Annotated in this window: 22 protein-coding genes and 3 pseudogenes; 13 read left to right on the top strand and 12 right to left on the bottom strand. The window is 72.6% G+C overall.

Annotation, left to right across the window (positions count from 1 at the left end):
* Positions 1-327: 327 nt before the first annotated feature.
* Entirely contained in the window at positions 328-1,668 is a 1,341-nt protein-coding gene (locus QMZ92_RS01340; protein ID WP_283295351.1) for an NsdA family TPR-like regulatory protein, read from the top strand.
* A gap of 86 nt (positions 1,669-1,754) precedes the next feature.
* Complete coding sequence (locus QMZ92_RS01335) at positions 1,755-2,285, top strand: NUDIX hydrolase (RefSeq protein WP_283295350.1); 531 nt, start codon at positions 1,755-1,757, stop codon at positions 2,283-2,285.
* Between the two features lie 251 nt (positions 2,286-2,536).
* Here QMZ92_RS01335 and QMZ92_RS01330 read toward each other — a convergent pair.
* Together QMZ92_RS01330 and QMZ92_RS01325 are read right to left on the bottom strand one after the other, a co-directional pair.
* Positions 2,537-2,782, bottom strand: a pseudogene (locus tag QMZ92_RS01330) (hypothetical protein); the annotation flags it as partial.
* A 266-nt stretch (positions 2,783-3,048) separates the two neighbouring features.
* On the bottom strand, positions 3,049-3,909 hold the full coding sequence (locus QMZ92_RS01325) for a 3-hydroxybutyryl-CoA dehydrogenase (protein WP_283295524.1): 861 nt from the start codon (positions 3,907-3,909) through the stop codon (positions 3,049-3,051).
* Positions 3,910-4,160: 251 nt separating this feature from the next.
* Between QMZ92_RS01325 and QMZ92_RS01320 the strand changes: the two genes are divergently transcribed.
* The gene (locus tag QMZ92_RS01320; protein ID WP_502961970.1) at positions 4,161-5,339 is read left to right on the top strand and encodes a glycoside hydrolase family 10-like protein; all 1,179 of its coding nucleotides are present in this window, start codon (positions 4,161-4,163) and stop codon (positions 5,337-5,339) included.
* A gap of 21 nt (positions 5,340-5,360) precedes the next feature.
* Here QMZ92_RS01320 and QMZ92_RS01315 read toward each other — a convergent pair whose 3' ends face one another.
* Entirely contained in the window at positions 5,361-5,555 is a 195-nt protein-coding gene (locus QMZ92_RS01315; protein WP_138056243.1) for a DUF1918 domain-containing protein, read from the bottom strand.
* Positions 5,556-5,620: 65 nt separating this feature from the next.
* Positions 5,621-6,568 carry a DMT family transporter gene (locus QMZ92_RS01310; protein ID WP_283295348.1) on the bottom strand — a complete coding sequence of 316 codons (948 nt, stop codon included), beginning with the start codon at positions 6,566-6,568 and terminating at the stop codon, positions 5,621-5,623.
* Between QMZ92_RS01310 and QMZ92_RS01305 the strand changes: the two genes are divergently transcribed.
* The 4 genes from QMZ92_RS01305 to QMZ92_RS01290 all read left to right on the top strand — a co-directional run bounded on the left by QMZ92_RS01305 (position 6,468) and on the right by QMZ92_RS01290 (position 9,771).
* Entirely contained in the window at positions 6,468-8,015 is a 1,548-nt protein-coding gene (locus QMZ92_RS01305) for an aminotransferase-like domain-containing protein (protein WP_502961962.1), read from the top strand. The two genes, QMZ92_RS01310 and QMZ92_RS01305, sit on opposite strands and share 101 nt — an antisense overlap.
* A 173-nt stretch (positions 8,016-8,188) precedes the next feature.
* The gene (locus QMZ92_RS01300) at positions 8,189-8,626 is read left to right on the top strand and encodes a GNAT family N-acetyltransferase (protein ID WP_283295346.1); all 438 of its coding nucleotides are present in this window, start codon (positions 8,189-8,191) and stop codon (positions 8,624-8,626) included.
* Positions 8,627-8,687: 61 nt separating this feature from the next.
* Entirely contained in the window at positions 8,688-9,263 is a 576-nt protein-coding gene (locus QMZ92_RS01295; protein WP_283295345.1) for a histidine phosphatase family protein, read from the top strand.
* Positions 9,264-9,387: 124 nt separating this feature from the next.
* Positions 9,388-9,771, top strand: coding sequence for a hypothetical protein (locus QMZ92_RS01290; protein ID WP_283295344.1), 384 nt, complete (start codon positions 9,388-9,390; stop codon positions 9,769-9,771).
* 160 nt (positions 9,772-9,931) lie between these two features.
* On the opposite strand, the gene QMZ92_RS01285 is transcribed toward QMZ92_RS01290, so the two are convergent.
* Entirely contained in the window at positions 9,932-11,167 is a 1,236-nt protein-coding gene (locus QMZ92_RS01285; RefSeq protein WP_283295343.1) for a cytochrome P450, read from the bottom strand.
* Between the two features lie 404 nt (positions 11,168-11,571).
* Positions 11,572-13,092, bottom strand: coding sequence for a ricin-type beta-trefoil lectin domain protein (locus tag QMZ92_RS01280; protein ID WP_283295342.1), 1,521 nt, complete (start codon positions 13,090-13,092; stop codon positions 11,572-11,574).
* Positions 13,093-13,420: 328 nt separating this feature from the next.
* Here QMZ92_RS01280 and QMZ92_RS01275 point away from each other — a divergent pair, with 328 nt between their 5' ends.
* On the top strand, positions 13,421-14,731 hold the full coding sequence (locus QMZ92_RS01275; protein WP_283295341.1) for an alkyl sulfatase dimerization domain-containing protein: 1,311 nt from the start codon (positions 13,421-13,423) through the stop codon (positions 14,729-14,731).
* Positions 14,732-15,309: 578 nt separating this feature from the next.
* Here QMZ92_RS01275 and QMZ92_RS01270 read toward each other — a convergent pair.
* The 4 genes and pseudogenes from QMZ92_RS01270 to QMZ92_RS01260 form a co-directional block, all read right to left on the bottom strand.
* Positions 15,310-15,897 (bottom strand): annotated as a pseudogene (locus tag QMZ92_RS01270) (MFS transporter); the annotation flags it as partial.
* Positions 15,898-16,007: 110 nt separating this feature from the next.
* Positions 16,008-16,574: a hypothetical protein gene (locus tag QMZ92_RS01265; protein ID WP_283295340.1), complete on the bottom strand. Its 567-nt coding sequence runs from the start codon at positions 16,572-16,574 to the stop codon at positions 16,008-16,010.
* 52 nt (positions 16,575-16,626) lie between these two features.
* Positions 16,627-16,857, bottom strand: a pseudogene (locus tag QMZ92_RS36250) (JmjC domain-containing protein); the annotation flags it as partial.
* A gap of 467 nt (positions 16,858-17,324) precedes the next feature.
* Entirely contained in the window at positions 17,325-17,465 is a 141-nt protein-coding gene (locus QMZ92_RS01260; protein WP_283295339.1) for a hypothetical protein, read from the bottom strand.
* A 286-nt stretch (positions 17,466-17,751) separates the two neighbouring features.
* Here QMZ92_RS01260 and QMZ92_RS01255 point away from each other — a divergent pair, with 286 nt between their 5' ends.
* From QMZ92_RS01255 to QMZ92_RS01245, 3 genes are all read left to right on the top strand, one after another.
* Positions 17,752-18,345, top strand: coding sequence for a TetR/AcrR family transcriptional regulator (locus QMZ92_RS01255; RefSeq protein WP_283295523.1), 594 nt, complete (start codon positions 17,752-17,754; stop codon positions 18,343-18,345).
* Between the two features lie 13 nt (positions 18,346-18,358).
* Positions 18,359-19,267 (top strand): phytanoyl-CoA dioxygenase family protein, encoded by a 909-nt coding sequence (locus QMZ92_RS01250; RefSeq protein WP_283295338.1) that lies wholly within the window; start codon positions 18,359-18,361, stop codon positions 19,265-19,267.
* Between the two features lie 101 nt (positions 19,268-19,368).
* Positions 19,369-20,022 (top strand): GAP family protein, encoded by a 654-nt coding sequence (locus QMZ92_RS01245; RefSeq protein ID WP_283295337.1) that lies wholly within the window; start codon positions 19,369-19,371, stop codon positions 20,020-20,022.
* 332 nt (positions 20,023-20,354) lie between these two features.
* On the opposite strand, the gene QMZ92_RS01240 is transcribed toward QMZ92_RS01245, so the two are convergent.
* Both QMZ92_RS01240 and QMZ92_RS01235 read right to left on the bottom strand, forming a co-directional pair.
* Positions 20,355-20,564 carry a hypothetical protein gene (locus tag QMZ92_RS01240; protein ID WP_283295336.1) on the bottom strand — a complete coding sequence of 70 codons (210 nt, stop codon included), beginning with the start codon at positions 20,562-20,564 and terminating at the stop codon, positions 20,355-20,357.
* A 7-nt stretch (positions 20,565-20,571) separates the two neighbouring features.
* Complete coding sequence (locus QMZ92_RS01235; RefSeq protein WP_283295335.1) at positions 20,572-20,946, bottom strand: IS3 family transposase; 375 nt, start codon at positions 20,944-20,946, stop codon at positions 20,572-20,574.
* A gap of 632 nt (positions 20,947-21,578) precedes the next feature.
* Between QMZ92_RS01235 and argC the strand changes: the two genes are divergently transcribed.
* Entirely contained in the window at positions 21,579-22,607 is a 1,029-nt protein-coding gene (argC, locus tag QMZ92_RS01230; RefSeq protein WP_283295334.1) for an N-acetyl-gamma-glutamyl-phosphate reductase, read from the top strand.
* Positions 22,604-23,758, top strand: coding sequence for a bifunctional glutamate N-acetyltransferase/amino-acid acetyltransferase ArgJ (gene argJ, locus QMZ92_RS01225; protein ID WP_283295333.1), 1,155 nt, complete (start codon positions 22,604-22,606; stop codon positions 23,756-23,758). Before argC ends, argJ begins: the two co-directional genes overlap by 4 nt.
* Positions 23,759-23,955: the final 197 nt, after the last annotated feature.

The raw sequence follows: 23,955 nt of genomic DNA, 5'->3' as shown, positions 1-23,955 counted from the left end.
GGTGCCGGCGCAGTCCGTCACCGGAGCTGCGCCGTTCCCGCCCTGATCCCTCCAATCACCGACGGGGAAAGGGCTGTTCGCGGCCGGCGCCGTCCGTCCTGCCGCGGAGTGTCGGGCAGATCAGCAGGACGGACGGCGCGGATGCGGGCCGCCGCACTGTACGAGGGGGAGCCGGCGGCCCGGCCGCCTCCTTGAGAGGAAGAACAGTCAACCGGCGCGGGCGGGACGGCGGCAGAGCGCGCACGGCACGGATATATGCACTTGTTTCACACCCCGTGCGAAGCCCGCTCCACTACCCTGGGCCACACCGAGCCAACGGAGGGGCCCATGCAGCCCAACACCCTGCTCGACGCGCTGCTCGACGAGGCGGGCATCTCGCACGCGGGTCTGGCTGCCCGTGTGAACCAGGCGGGCCGGGCGAGAGGGCTCTCGCTTCGCTACGAACACACGGCCGTGGCACGCTGGTTGAAGGGTCAGCGTCCGCGGGGTCAGGTGCCGGACCTGATCTGCGAGGTGCTCGCCGTACGGCTGCGCCGCCCCGTCACCCTCGACGACATCGGACTCGGCGTACCGGGGGAGACCGCGGTCCAGCACGGGTCCCCGCTCTCCGGCTTCGTGGAGCGTGCCACGGCGCTGTGGCGCTCCGACGAGCAGCAGCGTCCCCATGTCATCGGCGCACCGGCGGTCACCGGCACAACCGCCGTGATGCCCGTGTGGGAGTGGGAGAACCCGCCGGAGGACGCGGACGTGTCACGCGACGGCCGCACCCGGGTCAGCATGGCGGACATCACGATGCTCCGCGCGGCCCGGGCCCACTACGAGCTGATGTACCGCAAGGCCGGGGGAATCGCCACCCGCTCCCGGATCGTCGGCTTCCTCGACAGCGAGGCGGCCCCGCTGCTGCGCGGCGCCTACAGCGACGCCCTGGGCCGCCAGTTGCACCGGGCGACCGGCGGACTGGTGGCCGTCGCGGGCATCTGCGCCTACGACTCGGACGCCCACGGGCTCGCACAGCGCTACTTCCACCAGGCGCTGCGGCTGGCGAAGGCGAGCGGCGACCGGGGACTCGGCGCGTACGTGATCGCGTTGCTCGTCAACCAGTCCCTGTTCATGGGGGAGTACCGGCAGGCGGTCGCCTTCGCCGAGGCGGCGCTGCGGGCGGCCGGCCGGCAGATAACCCCGGCGCTGGCCACCGACCTCTACGCGATGCAGGCGAAGGCGTACGCCCATCTCGGCGACGGGGGCGCGGCGCTGGGCCGGATCCGGCGGGCCGAGGAGGAGGCGGAGCGGATCCTCCCGGGGCACGAGCCGGACGAGACGGGCTATGTGCAGCCGGGACTGGTGAACGTCCAGGTCGCCGAGGCGCTGCAGTGCCTGGGGGAGCTGGGGGCGGCCAGGGAGCACGCCGACGCGGCGGCCGCCGTGCCGTCCCACGACCGCGGCAGGGTGCATCGGCTGGCCGTCCTCAGCCAGATCGAGCTGCGGCAGGGGGAGGCCGAGCGGGCGGCGCGGACGGCCGTCGAAATGACCGAACGGGCCAGGGGGATGGAGTCGCTGAGGCTCAGGGACCGCCTCCGGACGGTGCGGGCGCACCTGGCGGCGAACGGCTCCGCCCAGGCCGCCGAAGCGGCCGAAATCATCGAAGGGGCCCTGCGCGTACCCATGTGAGCCCTCCTGCGCCTCCTGTGAGCGTTCCCCTGGGACCGAGCTCCTGCTGCGATATTGCCATCTACTTGTCGGAAGGTGGCACAACCGTGCAGTGGACGAAGCTGAGCGAGCAAACCGTCTATGAGAACCGCTGGTTCAGGGTCAATCTCGCGGACGTCGAGCTACCGGACGGCCGGCATCTCGACCACTTCCTGATCCGGCTGCGCCCGGTCGCCGTCGCGACCGCCGTCAACGAGGCCAACGAGGTCCTGTTGCTCTGGCGGCACCGGTTCATCACCGACAGCTGGGGCTGGGAGCTCGCCGCGGGCGTCGTGGAGGACGGCGAGGACGTCGCCTTCGCCGCGGCCCGGGAGATGGAGGAGGAGACCGGTTGGCGCCCCGGACCGCTCCGGCACCTGATGACCGTGGAACCGTCCAACGGGCTGACCGATGCCCGGCACCATCTCTACTGGTCGGACGGAGCCACCTACATCGGCCCTCCCGAGGACGACTTCGAGTCCTCGCGCCGTGAGTGGATACCGCTGAAGTTGGTCCCGGACATGGTCGCCCGCGGCGAGGTCCCGGCCGCCAACATGGCGGCGGGGCTGCTGCTGCTGCACCATCTGCGCCTGGGATGAGCCGGGGCGGGTACCCGGCGGGCCCCGACGGCTCCGTACCCGTGCCGGGGCCGGGCGGCGCTTCCACGGGCCGGCCCCAAGTAGCTAGTGCTGTGACCGGAAGGGTTCACCGGCTCGAGACGCCCGGCACGGTACCTCGCGGCGTTGTCGGAGTCGCCCGAGTACGCCCGGTGCGAGGGCGATCCTCCGCCTTGCGATGCACCGCACCGTACGCCGCGAGCTTCCCGGCGAACCTTTCCGGCCACAGCCCGGCCGGCCGCCTGCCGGACCGCGACCGCCGGCGCACCCAGTGCGGCGGCGACCGCGGGCAGGGGCCACCTGGTGTGCTCGAGCGTCGCCACTCGCGCGGCCAGATCGTCCAGGTCCCGGTCGATCCGGTCGTGGCGCTGGGCCAGCAGGGCGAGGTGCCCGTCGATACGGGCGAGGCCGACGTCGAGGGCGCGGCGCAGTTCGGCGTACTCCTCGACGGCGGCCAAGTGATCGGGGTCGGTGGTCACCTTTCTGCTCCTGTTCGGGATGGTCGTCCGGTGGCCCCTCGGTCGAGCGATCCCGAGTCAACACTCCCCGGTGGGCGCCGGAGAGCGTGTGCGCACGGCATGTGCGGACACGCCCCTCACGCCCCGTGTGAAACACCTGTGCGAATCATGCGGCGCGCACCGAGCGGCACGGCGCGGAGAGCCGGACACGACGGCGGATGATGCGACGCGGCTCCGGACGTACGGCCCGGCTCAGGAACGGACGCGGCTCGGGCGTACGGCCCGGCTCACGAGTAGGTGTAGAAACCCGAGCCCGTCTTGCGGCCCAGGCGCCCCGCGTCCACCATCCGCTGCAGCAGGGGCGGAGCGGCGTACAGCGGCTCCTTGAACTCGGTGTACATGGAGTCGGCCACCGAGGCGACCGTGTCCAGCCCGATCAGGTCCGACAGCTTCAGCGGCCCCATCGGGTGGGCGCAGCCGAGCTCCATGCCGTTGTCGATGTCCTCCCGGCTGGCGATCCCCGACTCGAACATCCGGATCGCCGAGAGCAGGTACGGGATGAGCAGGGCGTTCACCACGAAGCCCGAGCGGTCCTGGGCGCGGATCGCGTGCTTGGCCAGCACCTGCTCGACCACGGCCTCGGAGCGCTTGATGGTCTCCTCCGACGTGGTCAGTGCCGGGATCAGCTCGACGAGCTTCTGCACCGGTGCCGGGTTGAAGAAGTGGATGCCGATGACCTGGTCGGGGCGGGAGGTCGCGACGGCCAGCTTCACCAGCGGGATCGACGAGGTGTTGGAGGCCAGAATGGCGTCCCGGCTGGTCACCACCTGGTCCAGAACCTGGAAGATCTCGGTCTTGACCTGCTCGTTCTCCACGACCGCCTCGATGACGAGGTCGCGGTCGGCGAACTCCCCGAGGTCGGTGGTGAAGGTCAGCCGCTCCAGCGTCGCGCGGTGCTCCTCCTCGCTGATCTTGCCGCGCTCGGCGGCCTTCGAGAGGGAGTTGTACAGTCGCGTCCGGCCGATCTCCAGGGCTTCGCCGGTGGTCTCGGCGACCTTGACCTCGAGTCCGCTGCGGGCGCACACCTCGGCGATGCCGGCGCCCATCTGGCCACAGCCCACCACTCCGACGCGGGATACGCCGGCCACAGTGTCGGTCACATCGTGCCTTTCGCTGATCTCGGTGCGGCGGGCCCCGTATGGTTCCGGCGCCCGCCTCGACGCCACGACGTTACTCCGCCGGTGCGTGTGGACGGGTGCCCGGGGCGGGCATGCTGTGCGCGGACGCCCGCGAAGGCGCGGTGCACGGTGGTGCGGAGGCTCGGTACATGACCCGGCATATGAGGCAGATCACTCGGCGGGGATTCGTCACGGCGGCCGGCGCACTCGCCGCGCTGGGCATGGCGGCGGACGCGGCCGCGGCACCCGCCCGGGTCCGCCGGCGGGGCTGCCCCCAGGAGTTCCGCGGGATGTGGGTGGCCACGGTCGCCAACCGGGACTGGCCCTCCCGGCCCGGACTGACCGCGGCCCGGCAGCGTTCGGAGCTGCTGGGCCTGCTCGACCGCGCGGTGGCCCGCCGGCTGAACACCGTGATCCTCCAGGTGCGGCCGACCGCCGACGCGCTGTGGCCCTCCCCGTACGAGCCGTGGTCTGCCTGCCTGACCGGCGTGCAGGGACGGAATCCGGGGTGGGACCCGCTGGGCACCGCCGTCGCCGAGGCCCATGCGCGCGGACTGGAGCTGCACGCCTGGTTCAACCCCTACCGGGTCGCCGGCCACACCGACCTCGGCCGTCTCGCGGCGAACCATCCGGCCCGCCGGCACCCCGAATGGGTGCTTCCGTACGGTGGAAAGCTCTACTACAACCCCGGTCTCCCGGAGGTCAGGGCCTTCGTGCAGGACGCGATGCTGCACGCGGTGGAGCGCTATCCCGTCGACGCGGTCCACTGGGACGACTACTTCTACCCCTATCCGGTCGCGGGCCAGGTCTTCGACGACGATGACGCGTACCGGCGGTACGGCGGGGGGTACGTGGACAAGGCCGCGTGGCGCCGCAACAACATCGACCTGCTGGTGCGGGAGACGGCCGCACGCATCAGGCGCATCGACCGCGGGATCCGCTTCGGCATCAGCCCGTTCGGGGTCTGGCGCAACTCCTCCACCGACCCGCTCGGCTCCGCCACGCGGGCGGGCGTGGAGACGTACGACGACCTACACGCCGACACCCGGAAGTGGGTCCGCCAGGGCTGGATCGACTATGTGATCCCGCAGCTGTACTGGAACATCGGTTTCGCGGCCGCCGACTACGCGAAGCTGGTGCCCTGGTGGGCCGAGGTGGCCCGGGGCACCGGCGTGGACCTGTTCGTCGGAGAGGCGCTCTACAAGGCCGGCGATCCCGCTCAGCCCGCCGCCTGGCAGGACCCGGCCGAACTCTCCCGTCACCTCAGCCTCGCCTGCCGCCACCCGGAGGTGCGCGGCCACTGCTTCTTCGCCGCGAAGGAAGTCGTCACGGACCGGATCGGCGCCATGGCCAGGGTGGTGACCGACCACTATCCGACCCGGGTCCGGCCGCCGCGCTGAACCTCGGGCCGGGGACTCGGCTCAGGACTGCTGGCGGTGGCGTACGACGCAGTCGGGGCCGGGTGACATCAGGCACTCGTGACCGTCGTCCTCGAAGCGGACGCGGTAGGGCGGGGTGCCCTTGTCCCCGAGTACCTCGACGACTTCGGCCGTCCGGTCGTGCTGACCGACGACGCGGCCGTGCACGAGCAGCTTGTCTCCCACACTGGCTTCCATCGTGCCTGACCTCCTTGACGGGGGTTGACGGTATTCAGAGTCTACGTCCCGATGTGTGGCTTGTGTCACCCTCGGATACTCGTGCGCTGGGTGATCGCGATGCAGACGAGAACGGCGACGGCGGCGACGGGAGCGGCGGGAGAGAGGGGCTCCGCGAGCAGCAGCACGGACCAGACGAGGGTGAGCAGGGGCTGGGCCAGTTGCAGCTGACTGGCCCTGGCGATGCCGATCGCCGCCATACCGCGGTACCAGACCCAGAGCCCGAGGAAGGTCGATCCCGCGGTGACCCAGAGCAGCCCGGCGAGCCCCTGCACGCTCGGCCGGACCGGTTCGGCCATCAGAGCGAACGCCGACCCCACGAGACCGAGCGGCAGGCACATCACCAGGGCCCAGCCGACCACCTGCCAGCCCGGCATCAGCCGGGCGAGCCGGCCGCCCTCCGTGTACCCCGCGGCACAGACCAGCAGCGCCCCGAACAGGTACAGGTCCCCCGTCGAGACGGTGCCGCCGCTCTGGGTCAGGGTGAACCCAAGCACCACGGCCGCACCGGCGAGGGCGGCCGCCCAGAACGTCCGGGACGGCCTGCGGCCCGTGCGCACGGCGGCGAAGGCTGCGGTCGTCAGCGGCAGCAGACCGACGACCACCGCGGCGTGCGACGTGGTCGACGTCCGCAGCGCGAGGGTCGTGAGCAGTGGGAAGCCGACGACCACTCCGCCGGCGACCACCAGGAGGGAACCCCCGTGGCGCCACTCGGGCAGCGGCGCCCGAAGGGCGAGCAGAAAGCCTCCCGCGACGGCGGCGGCGAGGACGCTCCGTACGGCGACCAGCGACCAGGGCCCGAAGGACTCCAGTCCCCAGACCGTGGACGGGAAGGTGAGGGAGAAGGCGAGGACGCCGAGCGACGCGAGCAGGGTGCCGCGCCGGGCCGCCGATGCCGAGGTGGACGGCCCCTGCGGCGGCGGATCGGTGACCGCTACCGTGCCGGCTGCAGTAGCGCTATTCTGTGCTTCCATGCAAGAGCGTAGCAGTGTCGCCGATCTGGTGAGATCCCTGAAGGGGGATCTCAACCGCTACTCTCCTGGTGAGAAGCTGCCATCGAGTCGGGCTCTGGTCGAACGGCACCGTGTCTCACCCGTCACGGTCTCCCGCGCCCTGGCCCAGCTCGCCGCCGAGGGGCTCGTCGTCACCCGCCCGGGAGCCGGGGCCTTCCGGGCACAGCCGAGGACGGACCCTGCCTCAGTCGACACCTCCTGGCAGGAGGTCGCGCTCAGCGCGGACGCCACCGCCGAGGTGGTCCCCCGTGCCGTGGACGCCTCCGGCGTGCTCGTCACACTCGCCGCGCCCCCGCCCGGCGTCGTCGAGTTCAACGGCGGCTATCTGCACCCCTCGCTCCAGCCCGAGCGGGCGATGGCCGCAGCGCTCGCCCGTGCCGGCCGGCGCCCCGGCGCCTGGGGCCGTCCGCCGACCGACGGGCTGCCGGAACTCCGCGACTGGTTCGCCCGCGGCATCGGCCCGGGCTTCACCGCCGCCGAGGTGCTGGTGACCGCCGGTGGCCAGTCCGCGCTCACCACCGCCCTGCGCGCCCTCGCCCCGCCCGGCTCGCCGGTGCTCGTGGAGTCACCCACCTACCCGGGGATGCTGGCCATCGCCCGGGCCGCGGGGCTGCGGCCGGTGCCGGTGCCCGCCGAACCCGCCCACGGCGTCCGCCCCGACCTCCTCGCCGAGGCCTTTCGCGCGACCGGTGCCCGGATCTTCGTCACCCAGCCGCTCTTCCAGAACCCGACCGGGGCCGTGCTCGCCCCCGACCGCCGCGGCGAGGTGCTGGGGATCGCCCGCGCCGCCGGGGCGTTCGTCGTCGAGGACGACTTCGCCCGGCGCCTGGTCCACGCCGACGCCGGCCCGCTGCCGGCCACGCTCGCCGCAGACGACCCCGACGGAGTCGTCGTCCACGTCTGCTCCCTCACCAAGGCCACCTCCCCGAGCCTGCGCGTCGGCGCCCTCGCCGCGCGCGGACCCGTCCTGGAGCGCTTGCGGGCCATCCACGTGGTCGACAACTTCTTCGTCCCCCGGCCCCTGCAGGAGGCCGCGCTCGAACTCGTCGGTGCCCCTGCCTGGAACCGCCACCTCCGCTCGGTCGCCGCCGAGCTGAAGACCCGCCGCGACACCATGACGGCCGCCCTGCGTCTGAGGCTGCCCGAACTCGCCCTGCCGCACGTCCCGGCCGGCGGCCACCACCTCTGGCTGCGCCTGCCCGACGGCACCGACGAGACCGCCCTCGTCGCCGCGGCACTCCGCGCCGGCGTCGCCGTGGCACCGGGCCGCCCGTACTTCAGCGCCGAACCGCCGGCCGGGCACATCCGGCTGAGCTTCGCCGGGGTCGCCGGGGCGGCCGAGATCACCGAGGGGGTACGGCGGCTGCGCACCGCATGCGACGAGACCCTGAGTCGCGGGACGGGCTGACGGGACCGGCCGGGCGAGCTCCGGACGGGCGGGACGCCCGGCCGGTCGGTGCGGGCCGGGTGCGGGCGGCGTGCGGACCGGGTGCGGGCCCGGCCTGCGGTACGCACCGCCGTGCCCCGGACGTCCGCGGCCCCGCCGCTGACGGCGGGCCCCGGTGGTGCGAAGGTACGGGGATGAGCGACACGACCGTCATCCCCGGCGAGTACGAGATCTCTTCGGACCCGGCCCGCCTCGACCCGGCCCGGATCCACCACTGGCTCTCGACCGACGCGTACTGGGCACTCGGCCGCAGCCGGGAGCAGCAGGACCGGGCCATTGCCGGCTCGCTCAATTTCGGGGTCTACGACCGGGCTTCCGGCGAGCTCGTCGCGTACGCGCGCGTGGTGACCGACCACGCCACCTTCGCGTACCTGTGCGACGTCTACGTCGACAGGGCCGCGCGCGGCAAGGGGCTCGGCACCGGCCTGGCCGAGGCGGTGCGCGACCGTCTCGCCCCGCTCGGACTGCGGCGCATCGTCCTCGCCACGGACGACGCGCACGGGGTCTACGAGAGGGCCGGCTTCGCCCCGCTCGCCGACCCGGAGAAGTGGATGGCCCTCAAGCCGCGGTGACCGCCGTCAACGGTCAGTAACCCCTCTTGACCTGGGGAGCGTCCGGTACCACGATCCCGCCATGAGTGTTCGGGTCACCCTCGTCACCGCCGCGCGTTGCGCGTCGCGGCTGGCCGAGCGCTTCGACGACGACCGGCCCCTGGACCAGGCGGGCTGGTACGAGGTGCAGCTCGCCGCACCCGCGCTCGTTCCGCTGGGCGGGGCGGAACTGCGCTACTGCTCGCCGACCGCCCGCAGCCGGGCCACCGCCGACGCCCTCGGCTACGCCACGCTGGCACAGCCCGCGCTGAGCGACTGCGACATGGGCCGGTGGCGCGGCCATACGCTCGCCGAGGTGGCGGCGGTGGAGCCGGGCGCGGTGGACGAGTGGCTCGCCGATCCGCGCTCGGCGCCGCACGGCGGCGAGCCCCTGCTGGGCTTCATCACCCGGATAGGAGGCTGGCTCGACACCCGGCCCGCCGACGACGGGAGCTCGGTGCTGGCCGTCGCCGAGCCCGCCGTGGTCCGCGCGGCACTCGTGTACGCGCTGAATGCGCCACCCGGGACGTACTGGAACGTGGACGTACGGCCGCTGTCCACGGTGGTGCTGACCGGCCGACCGGGCCGCTGGAACCTCCGGCTGGACACCGGCGGGTGACGCACGCGTATCCGCTGTCCGGGCAGGTGCGTCCGAGGGTGGGGCGCGGCCCGGGCCCGCGGCCGTCCCGCATGGGGCCGGGCGAATCTCCTCCTCCAGGCGCCGCGCCGTCCCCGGCATTTCCGTGCGAGGGGACGCGCCTCCGCATCCGGCGGCGAGGGACGGGCCCGGTGACCTGTCGGCGCTGACCGCTGACCACTGGGGCCGGCTCGGCCGACGGCCGACGGGCAGCCCGGACGCTTCCCCGGCACTGCTGGAGGACCTGGTGCGGCACGACCCGCCGGTCCGGCGGGTGTTCAGGGAGGTGGCCGCACTCCGGGCGGCGAGGGCCCCCGCTCTGCTCGCCTGCCTGGCGGACGGGCGCGGGGGAGGCGCGCCGCCGGGTAACCCCGCTCTGCCGCCGCCGTCCCTGGCCGAGCTGCTCGACGACGACGACTGGCTCGTGGTGTGGGCGGCGGCTGCGAACCCGGCGCTGCCCGTCGCCGTGATGACCCGGCTCGTGCCGTGATTCCGAGACCCGGCCCGGCCGCCCGGCCGCAGAGGTGAGTCCGGCCGGCGAGCCCGGCCCGTCCGGGGACGCCCCCGGCGGTGCCCTCGGCCGCCGGGGTGGCGGTTCCGCCGCGGGGAACGCCATGCCGGCGGTGACGGAGCCCGGCGGCGGCTCGGGGTCAGGACCGGATGTCGTCGCAGGCGATGGGCAGGTGCCGGGGGCCGCGAAGGACCGCGTTCCGGCGGTACGGCGGCGGGTCCTCCAGCAGCCGGGGGTTGTGCAGCCTGCGTGCCAGATGACTCAGCGCGAGCTGGGTCTCCTGGCGGGCGAGCGGCGCGCCGAAGCAGATGTGGAGTCCGCTGCCGAAGCCCAGGTGCTGGGCGTCCCCGCGGTCGGGGTCGAACCGGTCGGGGTCCGCGAAGCGCTGGGGGTCCCGGTTGCCCGAGCCCGGCACCAGCCACACCGCGGCCCCCTTGGGGATGGTGACACCACCGATGTCGATGTCCGCGACGGCGGTGCGGTTCGGCAGGAGTTGCACCGGCGGCTCGAAGCGCAGCAGCTCCTCCACCAGGGGCACGGCCAGCCGGGGGTCGTCGCCCAGCCGCCGGAGGACCTCCGGGTTGCGCAGCAGGGTGAGCATCCCGTTGGTGATCAGGTTGACCGTGGTTTCGTGGCCGGCGATCAGCAGCAGGGCCGCAGTGGTGATGGCTTCCATCGTCGACAGCGTGTCGACCGCCCCTGAGCCGGTCGCGAGCTCGGAGAGCATGTCGTCGCCCGGCTTGCGGCGGCGTTCCTCGAGTAGCTCGGCGAGATAGCCGCCCAGTTGCATTTTTGCGTCACGGGTCCGTCGGTTGCGTTCCGTCGGGTCTTCCCCGGGCATGGGGTCCAGGCTGGCCGCGAGAGTGTCCGCCCACGTGTGGAAGCGCGACTCGTCCTCGCGGGGGACGCCGAGGAGGCGGCAGATCGCGGTGACCGGGAACGGGTACGAGAACTGTTCGACGAGGTCGATCCGTCCCGTGTCCTCGATGCCGTCGATGAGCCCGGTGACGACCGCCTCGAGTTCACCGCGCATCTCGTACACGCGCCGGGGCGAGTGGGGCGGCCCGAACGAGCGGTTGGTGATGGTGCGCAGCCGGTCGTGCTCCGGGGGGTCCAGGCGCAGGAACGGCTGCGGCAGGGCCGAGGCCTCGTCCTCTTCCTCGGACAGGCCGTACACGTCCCGCACGGTGCGCTTGCGCCGGTCGGAACTGACCCGGGGATCGTGCAGGAGGCTCAGGATCTCCCAGTAGGTGCTGACGACGTAGGTGCCGCCTTCGTCGTGGAGCACGGGCGTCTTTCTGAGCTCCGCGTACAGGGGGTAGGGGTTCGCGCGGTTGTCGTAGTCGAGGATCTGCCGGATCAGCGGTTGTGTCATGACGAGTCCTTGGAAGTCCCTCACGGGTCGGTGCCGGGCGGGCCCGTCGGCGTACCGCGCCGGGAGAAACGGGGTGGAGGCGATTGGTGGCCCCGCGGCCCGAGGGCGACCCGCGGGGCGCCGCATGACGACCCTGCCGTTGCCGGCACCTGGCCGGGCGACTGCTGTCCGTCCGCGCCAGGTGGGGCAGGCCGAGCACCCGTCCGTCGTCCCCTGCGCCGAGCGGTCGTGGACGAGGAGAGGGGGGACGGCCCGTCCGCCGGCTCCACCATCAGGATGATGGCCCGCGGCCGACTGTGCGAACGGGAGCGCGACGGAGCCCGTCCGCGGGTGGGACCGGATCACCACCGGCCCCACCCGGTAACGGTCTGTCGGTGTGACGCCGGGCGCGGACCCGCGCGGACTCAGGCGAAGCGCTGCTGCGCCGAGCCGTCGCACGGGCGCAGGCGCAGGTCCCCCCCGGCGGAGGCCAGGCTCAGGCACAGGTGCTGCGCCTGCCTCGGCCTGATGGTCTCGCCCCTCAGGACGAACCGCTGGTTGGGCCCGCCGTGGCAGTTCCACAGGTGCGGCGAGGCCCCCGCCGAGTAGTCGCTGCGGGGCACGTCCAGGCATCGGTCGTGTGTGAGCGCGCTGTGCAGGGAGCCCCGTTCCCCGTCGTACCACCACTCCTGGTTGCGGCCGCCGTGGCAGTCCCAGCCACCCACGTCCGAACCGTTCGCCGTCTTCGAGCGGCCCACGTCGACGCAGGTGCCGGTCGCCCGATTGCGCAGCGGACGGAACATGTCGTCCCACGCACCCTCGTAGAGCACGGGCCGTGAGGTGCTGGCCGGGTCGGCACAGCTCGCCTCGCGCCAGTCGACGGCGTACAGCTGGGTCAGGCAGGCCGCGAACGCGGCATGCCCGCGCCTGTTCGGGTGGAAGGACTGCCGGAGGGAATTGGCGTTCGGGGGGAAGGGGTTGAGCAGGTCGATGTAGAGTCCTCGCGCCCACGCGTTGTCCATGCACACCTCATGCCCGTGGAAGAGGCGCGAGTTGTCGAGGTAGACCGCGCCGGCCCCCCGAGCCGCTTCGCGGATCCCACGCTCGAACGCGGGGACGGCCTGGTCGCGACCCCAGGCGGCGTCGGAGTCGTGACCGGTGCAGCCGCCGAGCAGCTTGCCCTTGAAGCCGGGGTTGTCGTACACGTCCGGGCCCACGGGGCTCGGGTAGCCCATGACGACGAGTCTGTAGTCGGTGTCCGCGTACCCGGCGTCGCGCATCACGGTCCGCAGGTCCCGTGCCGCCTTCTCGACCTTGGGCCGCAGTCCGTCGACCCGAGCCTGCCAGCCGGGGGCGTAGGTGGGCGCACAGGTTCCCTTGAACAGGAACCAGTGCTTGACGCAGTCGGTCATGACGGACCCGAAGCGCAGGTCGTCGTTGGCTCCGACGACCAGCAGCACCATTCTGACGGTGGTGTTCCGTGCCTTGATGGCGAGGTGGTCGCTCTGCACGAGCTCGTCGTCGTGCTGCTTGCTGCCGCCTATCACGATGTGGCCGGTCCGGGCGCCGGAGCAGGCGAGGTTGTACGTGGTGTCGGTGGCGATACCGGTGCGGTGGATCGCCGCGTCGGGTGAGCGATGGCACCAGTTGTCGGGCCCGTTGGTGCCCCGCTCGTAGGTGCCGATGCCTTCACCGGAGATCTCGCTGTCGCCGAGCGAGACGATGGAGGTCCTGCGCTCGTCGAACGGGCGCTCGGCGGGGTTTCCGTAGAGCGCTGCGGCTTCCGCCGCCCGGATGCGCTCCAGTTCCGCAGGCAGCGGCGCCGAGACGGCCGGCTGGGTGTCGGTCCCGGCTGCCGACGCCGTTGCCGTCAGGCCGCCGAGTGCGACGGCCGAGGCGACGACGGCCACGAGCGTACGTCGGAGCTTGCGTCTTCTGCGGTGCATGGACGTCCTCCTGTCGGTTGAAAGGGTTACCGCCGGTTTCTACGGGTGGGTAGGGCCGGTGGGAACGCCGAGAACGAGACAAAAGAGGCCGGTTCGCGTCGTACGCCGTGACCGCGGTCCACCTGTACGGTCCGACTGCACCGCCGGGCCTGGACAGTTCACGAGCCGTTGGGTAAGTGGTGTGCGCACGAGCCGACGGCACCTCGGGACGACCCTGCGGCCGCCGCTCGTCGGCGATCGCCGGGGACCGTCGCCGCACGGGAGACCACCGTGCCGGCGCACGCCGATCCCCGGGGGCCCGCCGTCCGGTCCTCGCCCAAGGAGTGAGATGACTTTCACCGTCACCGAGTACGCCGACCGCGTCTGGAACGGCGAGATCGACGACAGCATCGTGAGCACCCCGAAGAGCGGCGCCGGAGTGATCGACGTCATCGACGGCGTCGGATGGCGCCCGGGGTTCGGCAACGCCTTCGCGTTCCGCGCGGCGGGCGAGCTGCTCCTGTTCGACACGGGGAATCCGTATGACGCCTCGGGCCTCCACCAGGACCTGCGCCGGTGGAGCAAGATGCCGGTCACCACCGCGGTCTTCTCGCACGGCCACGTCGACCACGTGGGTGGAACCGGCCCGTTCGACGCCGAGGAAGGCCCGGCGCTCACCGTCGTCGCTCACGAGATGACCGGGGCGCGCTTCGACCGGTACGTCCTCACCAACGGCTACAACGCGGTGATCAACCAACGGCAGTTCCAGCTTCCGGACCTGACCTGGCCCACCGAGTACCGCCGCCCGGACGTCACCTACCGGGACGGCATGACCCTCACGACCGGCGAGCTGACCTGCGAGCTGTTCCACGTCCGCGGCGAGACCGACGACGCGACCGTGGCCTGGTTCCCCCGGTGGCGCATCCTGTGCCCCGGTGACATGTTCATCTGGCTCGCCCCGAACTGCGGCAACCCCCAGAAGGTGCAGCGCTATCCGAGGGAGTGGGCCCTCGCGCTGCGCCGCATGGCCGCCCTGGGCGCGGAGATCATGCTTCCCTCGCACGGCGCGCCGGTCTTCGGCGCCGATCGCGTCCGCCAGGCGCTGGAGGAGACGGCGGAATGGCTGGAGAGCCTGGTGGAGCAGACCCTGGCGGGACTCAACGCGGGTGCACGGCTGGACGACCTCCTGCACACGGTCAGCCCTCCGGCTCATCTGTCCAGCCGCCCGTACCTACGGGCCGCCTACGACGAGCCAGAGTTCGTGGTGCGCAACCTGTGGCGCCAGTACGGCGGTTGGTACGACGGCAACCCGGCCCGGCTGAAACCCGCTTCCGACGCCCGGCTGGCCACCGAGCTCGCCGGGCTCGCCGGCGGGGCCGGGGTGCTGGCCGACGCCGCGCGGCGCCACGCCGACGCCGGCGAGTACCGGCTGGCCGGGCACCTCGCGGAGCTGGCCGTGCTCGCCGAGCCCGACAGGGCGTCCCTGCACCGTGTACGGGCGGAGGTCTACGAGGCACGGGCGGCGGAGGAGGCGTCCTTGATGGCCAGGGGCGTCTTCCGCTGGGCCGCCTCGGAGTCGCGGCGCAAGTGCGAGGAGGATGCCCAAGGGCCGGCCGCGTGCGAGGGGACGGAGCCGCACGGGGCCTCTTCGTCGGGGTAGCCGCCGCGCCTTCGCCCGGGCCCACCGCTCGACGGCCCGGGGTTGCGACGGGTGCGGGCGAGCGGGAGGGACAGCGCCGCACCGGCCAGTCCGGTCGCCGGCGTGCCGGCGGCCAGGGCCTGCTCACCGCGTTGAAGCCCCCATGCCGCCAGCAGGGGGGAGAGCGTCCCCGCGGCGGCGAGGACGGTGCCCCGGATCCCCTGGTAGCGGCCGCGCCGGTCCGGGGGAGCCATCTGCCGGAGGATGTGGGACGTGGCGACGAACCACGCGATCTCGCCGGGGGCGCACGCCGCCGCGGCCACGGCGAAGCCGGACGTCGTACGGGCGAGTGCCGCCGCCGCCATGGGGACGGCGACGGCCACCGAAGCGGCCGCCACCATGCCCGGCACCGAGCGTCCGCCGGCGGCCCAGCGGCTCAGCCAGGGTGCCATGGCGGGGGTGAGCGCGATGACGGCGGCGGAGTTGACCAGTGCCGTGAGGCCGTAGGCCCCGGGGGAGAGACCCTGGGCGGCCATCATCATCGGCACGGCCGCGGCCATGCCGACCAGGGCCGTCATCGTGGCCAGGCCGGAGGCGAGCAGGAGGGCCAGACGCCCGGTGAGCCGGACACCGCCGCTCCGGCTCGTTCTCACGCGGCTTGCGCGGCCCCGGCGGTCGGCCGGCAGCCGGCGCAGCGCGCCCACGGCGAAGGCCGCGCATGCCGCCGCGTTGACCCAGTGGAGGGCGTCGACGCCCCACCCGGCGGCCAGCAGGCCGCCGAGGCCGCCGGCGACGAGGGCGCCGCCGTTGACCACCAGCCCGTACCTCAGTGCGTTGACCTTCGCACGCCGTTCGGGATCCGGAACGAGTTCGTCGATCGCGGCGCCGACCACCACGCGCGGTGCGTCGAAGACGAGGCCCAGCGTCACGGCACCGGCGATCAGCAGGGCCGGCGACGACACGGCCGTCAGCAGGGGCAGCACCGCGGCGGAGACCAGTGCCGCGGCCACCAGGGCCGGCCGCCGGCCGACGCGGTCGAGCAGTCGGCCGCACGCGGCCTGTCCGCTCATCCAGCCCGCGCCGAAGGCGGCGAGCACGACGCCGGCGGTGTCCGGCCCGTGCCCCTTCCCGGCGAGCAGGTAGCTCAGGAACGGGTAGGCGAAACCGGCCGCACGCAGGAGCAGTATCCCGGCCAGGAGCAGCCTGAGCTCCTGCGGGCACCAGGCGCGCACCCCGGCGGCCCGCCGGCCGGCCCCGGCCGCGAGGGCACGGACACGCACCCGGTGTGTGCCCTCCGTCATGGTTCGAGGGCGACCGCTCCCAGCCGCGCGAGGGTCTTCACGGCTTTGACGGAGTCCTCCGGTGCGGCGTTCGGCACGAACCGCCCGGCCGGCACCACCGCGCCCGCGGCGCAGGACCGCAGGGCGTCGGCTACGGATCGCGGCACGGCCACCGTCTTCCCGTCGAACCGCACGCCGACGCGGTCCCCGGCGACGCTCTGCGTGAACGAGAAGTCGGCGTGGGCCGCCCGCACGGGAGTGGACGCCTCCGTCTCGTCCACGGTCGCGGCGGAGGCGAAGCGGTGCCCGGCCGCGACTCCCTCGGCGTCGCGACCCTCGGCCGTGAGACGTGCGACCTCCGCGCGCGGGTCGATCGCCCGCAGGCGTTCCACCCGGAGCTCGATCCGGTCCTTCAGGGCCGCCGCCTGCTCTTCCCTCGTCTCCTCGGTGAGATGGGGGAAGCCGCGGTGCTCCGGGTCGACCGGCATCGCCTCGGCCACCGTGGAGCGCAGCAGTTCGGGCCAGGTGCGCGGTGTCACGGTCACGGTCAGGTGGAGCGAGACCGAGTCCTCGGCGGCGGCCACATGGGGGGGTGCCGCTGGGCAGGTACAACATGTCGCCGGGCCGCAGGGTCACATCGAGCAGGGGCTCGCCCAGATGCTCCGCCCGGTACTCCTCCCCCACCTTGTAGGGGCGGCCGTCGGGCCTGAGGACCTCGGCCGTGGGCCAGACCCTCCACCGCTTGCTCCCGTGGAGGTGGATGACGAAGGTGTCGTTGGGGTCGTGGTGGATGACGAACCCCTGCTGCAGGGCCGGAGTGAGGAAGGCGAGGGAGTCGCTCCGGGTCGCGAACCTCTGCGCCGGCATCGCGTTCAGCGCGCGGAGGTTGGGCCGGAAGTGGTTCATGGAGTGCCAGACGACGCTGGCTCCCGTGCGGAAGTGCTCGTACACGCGCTCCGGCACGACGCGGTCGGGGACGTACTTCCGCTGTACGCGCAGCGGTTGCGTGTAGGTGCCCTCATGGATCAGGTCCCCGCGCTTGACCAGTCTCAGGTACTGGGTGCGCAGGGCCTCCTGGTGGAGGCAGTCGTCCAGGTCCGCCACCGAGAGGAGTTCCTCCGGCGGGCCGGTGAGTGCTTCCCTCCGCAGGAGGGGGAGCTGCCGAAGTGCTCGGCGAAGAACCTCTCCTCGTCGCCGACGAGGGAGGCGAACGTGGGTACGTACACGGGTGGCTCCTGTCCGCAGGGGGTCCGCCGGGAAGTCCGGGCGTTCGGAAAGGGGGGACCGGCGGCCGGTGGCGGCCCGGGGCGTACGGGCAACCCCCCACGTCGCCGTTACGGGACGTACTGGGTGATGAGATCGTCCGCGTCGGACTCGATCAGCTCGATCTCGATGACCGTGTCCATGTCCGTCTCCATGCCGCGTACCTCCTTCGGGGAACTGGACCGGCGCGGCGTCAGGACCGCGCCGGCCATGGGTCCACCCTGGCGCGTCCGGGCGCCCCGGGGCCTCGTGCGATCGGCCGACCGGCCGGTGGAACGTCCGGTCCGCCCGTGGGGGGACGGCACGGTGCTGCGCGGGCGTCGGAACCCTCGTCGAACGTCGCGGTCGGCCTCGAACGGACCTCGTCGACCGATGTCCGGCCCGCTCGGCGCGGACGACACACCCCGGGCACATCACGGACTGACGGATGATCAGTTCCCGCTGTCAGTGGCCCCATTGAACACTGAGTTGAACTCAACTTAGGCTGAGGGCGTGACCATGCCCACACGCCCCCGCGGTGCCGCCTCGCGCGCCCTGCTGCTGCGCACCGCGGCCGAGGAACTGGCCGGGAACGGGACACTGGAGGTCGCTGCCGTCGCCCGCCGTGCCGGAGTCAGCGTCGGCCTGCCCTATCGCTACTTCGGCACCCGGAGCGGGCTTCTCATCGCCGTCGTCGAGTCCTTCTACGAACGGCTCGCGGAGGCCTGCATGCTGCGCGAGTACGACGATCCGACCTGGGTCGAACGGGAGTCGCGGCGGGTCCGCGACTGGGTCGGGTTCCTCTACGCCGAACCACTCGCCCCGTTGGTCCTCGGCGGGCACGTCGGCGACGGCGAGGTGGCCGCCTTCCAGACGCGCCGGCGCTCCGTCCTCGTCGAGCTGGCGGCACGCAACATCGCCCGTGCCCAGCGCACGGGGGAACTCCCGCCCCGAAGCGACCCAGAGCTGTTGGCCGCCGCCACCCTTGCGGGAGCCTCCGCGATGGTCTCGGTGGCCCTCACCCGCACCCCGCGCCCACCCGCCGAGGAGGTGACCGCCCAGGTGTGGGCTTTCCTCCGCGGCGCGGTGAACCTGTCCGGCACCGCCGCCTGAGAGGACCCACGCCGTGCCCCCGAGCCATGATGCCCTCCGTCGTGCAGGCGGCGATCGCGTCGAAACGCCGGAAGACCTCGCCGCAGACCTGACTGCCGGGTACCCGCGCGCGCCCGGCGCGGGCGCGCGGGTCGACCGCGCCACCGTCGAGGGCGACCTCGCCGCCGTCGCGCGCGACGGCTACGTGCTTCTTCCCGAACTGCTCACTCCCCGGGAGTGCGCCGAGATCAGGCAAGCTGTGACGCCGCTGCTCGACAGGACCGGCCGCAACGCCTTCGAGGGCCACCGGACACAGCGCGTGTACAGCCTGCTCAACAAGACCCGCTGCTGCGACCGGCTCGTCGACCACCCCAGGGTCCTGGCCCTGCTGGACCGGCTGTTCGAACCCGGCTATCTGCTGTCCCAGCTCCAGGTCATCAACATCAACCCGGGCGAGCACGCCCAACTGCTGCACACCGACGACGCGTTATACCGTTCACCGCGCCCGCGGCCACCTCTCGGAGCGGCCACGATATGGGCCGTCGACCCGTTCACCCACGACAACGGGGGCACCGTCATCCTGCCGGGCAGCCACCGCTGGGGCGACGACCGCCGCCCCAGCGGCCGTGACCCCCGCATGACGGCCGTGATGCCCCCCGGCTCCTGCCTGTTCTTCGTCGGCACCCTGTGGCACGGCGGCGGTGCCAACCGCTCAGGCGGCGACCGCCTCTCCCTGACCGCCCAGTACTGCCAGCCCTGGCTGCGGCCGCAGGAAGCCTTCACCCTCTCCGTCACGCGCGACACCGCCAGGACGGTGTCCGAGGACATCCGGCGCATGATCGGCTACAGCGTCCACCCCCCGTTCATCGGCATGGTCGACGGCATGCACCCTCGACGCCTGCTGGAAGCGCGGCCCTCCGCCTCGCGACCGGCGGGCGGGTGACCGGCCGTGCTCTCGGCGCTCGGGCTCCGCGAGCACGGCCGCCCGCATCCTGTGGACTCCGGGGCGCGGCCCCTGGTCTCGAGGAGCCCGGAGCGGGAGCGGTGATCGCCGAGACCGTGGCCCCCGCGCTGGGGATCGCCCTGTCGCCGTTCCCGCTGGTGCCCGCGATCCTCCTGCTGCTCACCGCGCGGGCGCGGCAGAACAGCAGTGCCTTCATCGTCGGCTGGATGGCCGGAGTCGCCGGTGCGGCCGCCCTGTCCACCCTGCCGACCTCCGTCGTCGAGATCGCCGGGGAGCCGCCCGCCTGGGTCTCCTGGGGGCGGATCGGCCTGGGTGGCCTGCTGGTCCTCCTGGGCGCGGGCCTGTGGACGCGACGGAGGCGAAGGGGAGCGAAGGCGGATCCGACGTGGATACGGGCGCTGGAGACCGTCACCTGGCCGAGGGCGCTGCGGCTGGGCCTGCTGCTCTCGGCCGCCAACCCGAAGATCCTGGCCCTGATCGCGGCCGGTGGCGTCGCGATCGGTTCGGCCCGGCCGACGGCTGCGGGCAGGGCGGGCTCCATCGCCCTGTTCACGCTCATCGCCTCCGCGGGCGTCGCCCTTCCGCCTCTGCTGCGCCTGCTCGCCGGTGAGCGGATCCTGCCACCGCTGGGGCGGGCCATGGACTGGCTGAAGGTCCACGGCACCACCGTCGTAGCCGTCGTGATCGGCTTGATGGGGATCATGCTGGTGGCGAAGGGTGCCGGTGGGCTGTGACGCCGTTCGCGGCCGGGCGCGCCCGTCGGGCTGCGGAGCCGCTCCCGGCTGCGTCGCGTCAGCGCCGGGCATTCCCCGGAACAGCTCGGTTCACCCCGTGCGGCCACACCGAGCGGCGTACGGTCCGCGGCATCGGCCGGTCGCCCTCCGTGCGGCTCTCACCGTCCGCTGCCGACATCCGTGCCGCGATTCGAGATCCGGAGCGCGTGCGCCCCGGAGACCCTGCCCATGCGCGCCCCGGGCGGCGGACGCTCATCCATTGGTGGGCGGCTGGCATCACGAAGGAGACGGCACTCCTGTGTATTGGCTCGCGTGCGGCAGTTGGTGCCCGGCTACTCGTTGCTTCGCTCCGTTCGGCGGCGATGGTTCTCAGGCTGTGGTTCGCGCCCGTACCGGCGAGCCAACTGCGGTGCGACGAGTCCGAGGACGAGCATCACGCCTGCGGCGGCCGAGGGGGCGACCGCCATGATGACGCCCGCGCTGATGAGCGCGCCGGCGGTCACGCCCAGGGCAGGATGAAGTTCCCCCCTGATGTTGGACATCGTGTTTCTACGCTGCGGGGGTGAGGTCTCGCTGCAGCAGGATCCGGTTCTCGAGCGGGGTGAGGTACCCGTGCTCGGGGTGCCGGCGGAGTCTGGTGCGGTTGTACTCGACCTCGATGAAGCGGAAGACGTCGGCCCGGGCCGCCTGGCGGCTGCCCCACACAGTGATGCCGATCTCCGCCTCGAGCAGGCCGAAGAAGCTCTCGGCCGCGGCGTTCGCCGGCCCCTTCACCCGGGAGGCGATGACGCCGCAGGACGGGCAGGCTCGCGCCGCCTCGTCTGCCGTGATCAGGTGCACCCGACGCGTCCCGTCGGCCAGTGACTCGATCCGCGCGACGGACACCCCGTCGAGACCGAGCAGCAACGTCGTATCGTTGACCACGCCCGTGGCTCCCCAATGATCCTTCTGCGTAGAGAACAGAAATGATCAACCAGGACCACGGGCGTCCTGCGTCCAGGGGCCCGTCCCGCCATGCACATCACGCAACGTGACGAACAGCCAGCGTGCTTGATTAGACGCACCGCTCAAGTTCGAAGACCCGGTTTCACGACCCTCATGACGGCGGGGCGCGGCGGGCATCGGCCACGCAGGCCCGGAGCCGGCTGGTGCCAGGGTGCAGGCGGCGGCGGTGGAACGCGCGGACCCTGCCGTCGCCCACCTGCCATGTCGAGCTCCACCGACGTACCCAGTCATCGCCGAGCCGCAACCGATCCCGCAGCCCGGCGTCCCCGTCGTACACCGTGACAAGCTGGTCCAGATGACTTGAATCCGACGGGATCTTCGCAAACGTTGCCTCGCCCACTCACTCAGAGCAGCACCACTCGGCCGACGATGAGGGCGCTTCCTCGGTACCGACCGCAACACAGCGTTACGGGTCCAAGATCTGCCAACTAGCACTCTCAATGTGCCAACTAAAAGTCTCGGTCACACAGACGTGGACCCGGGAGAGATCACTCCATTGCATAAAACTGCAGTGATGCGTATAGTCATGCCATCACGTACGGAGGAAACCGATGGCACTGAGCGCAGCAGTCGCAGGAGCGAGCGGATATGCGGGCGGGGAACTGCTCCGACTGCTCCTCGCGCACCCCGGGGTCGAGATCGGGGCCCTGACGGCCAACTCGAACGCCGGACAGCGGCTCGGCGCGCTGCAGCCCCATCTGCTGCCGCTCGCCGACCGGGTACTCGCGGCCACCACCGCCGATGTGCTCGCCGGGCATGACGTGGTGTTCCTCGCGCTGCCGCACGGCCAGTCCGCCGCGGTCGCCGAGCAGCTCGGCGACGATGTCCTGGTCGTCGACATGGGCGCCGACTTCCGGCTGCGCAGCGCCGCCGACTGGGAGCGGTTCTACGGTTCCGCGCACGCCGGGACCTGGCCCTACGGCCTCCCCGAACTGCCGGGTGCCCGCGCCGCGCTGGAGGGGTCCAGGCGCATCGCGGTGCCCGGTTGCTATCCCACCGCGGTCTCGCTCGCGCTGTTCCCGGCGTACGCGGGCGGCCTCGCCGAGCCCGAGGCCGTGATCACCGCCGCCAGCGGCACCTCCGGCGCCGGCAGGGCGCTCAAGCCCCATCTGCTCGGCTCCGAGGTCATGGGCTCCATGAGCCCGTACGGTGTCGGCGGCGGCCACCGGCACACCCCGGAGATGATCCAGAACCTCAGCGCGGTGGCGGGGGAGCCCGTCACCGTTTCCTTCACCCCCACCCTCGCGCCCATGCCCCGCGGCATCCTCGCCACCTGCAGCGCCAAGGCCGTGCCGGGCGCCACCGCCGAGGCCGTACGCGCCGCGTACGAGAAGGCCTACGCGGACGAGCCCTTCGTGTGCCTCCTCCCCGAGGGGCAGTGGCCGGCCACGGCGTCCGTCCAGGGTTCCAACGCCGTTCAGGTCCAGGTCGCCCTCGACGCCGCCGCCGGCCGCATCATCGCGATCAGCGCCATCGACAACCTGACCAAGGGCACGGCGGGCGGCGCGGTCCAGAGCATGAACATCGCCCTCGGTCTGGACCAGACCACGGGCCTTTCCACGATCGGAGTGGCACCTTGAGCGTCACCGCTGCACAGGGATTCACGGCGGCCGGGATCGCCGCCGGGATCAAGGAGAACGGCAACCCGGACCTGGCCCTCGTGGTCAACGGCGGACCCAGCCACGCCGCCGCCGGCGTCTTCACGTCCAACCGCGTCAAGGCCGCCCCCGTCCTCTGGTCCGAGCAGGTCCTCAAGGGCGGTGAGGTCTCCGCGGTCGTCCTCAACTCCGGTGGCGCGAACGCCTGCACCGGTCCCAAGGGCTTCCAGGACACCCACGCCACCGCCGAGAAGGCCGCCCAGGTCCTGCAGGGACACAGCGCCGGCGAGATCGCCGTCGCCTCCACCGGCCTCATCGGGGTCCTGCTGCCCATGGACAAGCTGCTGCCCGGGATCGAGAAGGCGGCGGCCGAACTGAGCGCCCACGGCGGCGAGAAGGCCGCCATCGCGATCATGACCACCGACACCGTGCACAAGACGGCCGTCGTGACCCGGGACGGCTGGACCGTCGGAGGCATGGCGAAGGGCGCGGGCATGCTGGCCCCCGGCCTCGCCACCATGCTCGTCGTCCTCACCACCGACGCCGACGTGGACAGCGCCGGTCTGGACGAGGCCCTGCGCGACGCCACGCGCGTCACCTTCGACCGGGTCGACTCCGACGGCTGCATGTCCACGAACGACACCGTGCTGCTCCTGGCCTCCGGCGCCTCCGGGATCACCCCGGACCACGACGAGTTCGCCGACGCCGTACGGGCCGTCTGCGACGACCTCGCCCGCCGGCTCATCGGCGATGCCGAGGGCGCCAGCAAGGACATCCGCATCGAGGTGGTCAACGCCGCGAGCGAGGACGACGCCGTCGAGGTGGGCCGCTCCATCGCCCGGAACAACCTCCTCAAGTGCGCCGTCCACGGCGAGGACCCCAACTGGGGCCGCGTCCTGTCCGCCATCGGCACCACCGGGGCGGCCTTCGAGCCGGACCGGCTCAACGTCGCCATCAACGGCGTCTGGGTGTGCCGCAACGGTTCCGTCGGCGAGGACCGCGAGCTGGTCGACATGCGGTACCGGGAGGTGCGGATCACCGCCGACCTGGCCGCCGGGGCCGAGTCCGCCGTCATCTGGGCCAACGACCTCACCGCCGACTACGTCCACGAGAACAGCGCCTACTCCTCCTGAACGAGCCCTTCCACTCTCCCGGACGGGATTCCGCGGAGGCCGCATCGCGCAGTCGGGCCCGGCCCCGGGCGAGCCCCAGCCCCAGGCGAGCCCGAACCCGAGCCGAACCCGAACCCCAGCCCGGACTCGGGCCCCGGCGCGGGAGCGAGTCCCGGGCGAGCGAGCAGTGAAGTGAGTTCTGAGCGAGACCCGAGAAA

This window comes from Streptomyces sp. HNM0645 (genome assembly GCF_030056615.1).
In the GTDB taxonomy this organism is placed as follows: domain Bacteria; phylum Actinomycetota; class Actinomycetes; order Streptomycetales; family Streptomycetaceae; genus Streptomyces; species Streptomyces marianii.
This window is presented reverse-complemented; position numbering and strand designations above follow the sequence as displayed.